We start from the raw sequence: 920 nt of genomic DNA, 5'->3' as shown, positions 1-920 counted from the left end.
ACGTACCACCGCTGGTGTTGCCGGACGTACCACCGCTGGTGTTGCCGGACGTGCCACCACTGGTGTTGCCGGACGTGCCACCGCTGGTGTTGCCGGACGTGCCACCGCTGGTGTTGCCGGACGTACCACCGCTGGTGTTGCCGGACGTGCCACCACTGGTGTTGCCGGACGTACCACCGCTGGTGCCGCCGGACGTACCACCACTGGTGTTGCCGGACGTACCGGAACTCTGTCCGGAAGTGCCCGACGTGCCGCCCGATGTGCCGCCACTGGTGTTGCCTGACGTACCGGAACTCTGTCCGGAAGTGCCCGATGTGCCGCCGGACGTACCGCCCGACGTGCCGCCACTGGTGTTGCCGCCCTGCCCGGAAGAGCGTGGGCTCTGTCCGGAGGTACCCCATATGCCTGAGCTCGAGTGTCCAGACGAGCTGGAGGAGGAACGGAGCTTTTTGTGTTTTCCCGAATCCGTGACGAGCACAAAAAAGCGTGAACCTCCGCACCTTCCATGCTCCAGGGTGCCTGGGCAGCGATCATAGGTTGTCTTCGCTGTCGCTATGAATTGCGGAAAGCCCACGATCGCCACGGCCGCGGCCGCCGCCACTCCGATGAAATAGATCGCCGTCTTCATGAACGCCTCTTTGGCCATATTTCGGTGGAAGAGGTCCGGGCCCATCCGGGAACCACACCGGTCAACTCCAATGCAGAACATTGCCGGGAAGAGTGCGAGCCGCCTAGTCACCATATGATGCTAAAATGACTCGGAGTCGGGGCCGCGATCGCGCTTGCGGAAAGCCCGTGCAAGTCGGACATCACGCGCAATCGCCTAGATCCGATAGCTCATTGCTGGAATGGATGTGCCGATTTCAAAAGCGCAACAAGCTGGCTTTGTTGATTCGTTCCCGTCTTGCGAAAGATACGGT

General features: G+C 61.5%; 1 protein-coding gene. It reads right to left on the bottom strand.

What is annotated here, in order from left to right; genetic code table 11:
• A partial coding sequence (locus EN932_RS38310; protein ID WP_206619047.1) for a hypothetical protein occupies positions 1–478 on the bottom strand: 478 nt, incomplete at its 3' end.
• Between the last annotated feature and the right edge of the window lie 442 nt (positions 479–920).

Source organism: Mesorhizobium sp. M7A.F.Ca.US.002.01.1.1, assembly GCF_004022955.1.
Lineage (GTDB): Bacteria > Pseudomonadota > Alphaproteobacteria > Rhizobiales > Rhizobiaceae > Mesorhizobium > Mesorhizobium ciceri.
This window is presented reverse-complemented; position numbering and strand designations above follow the sequence as displayed.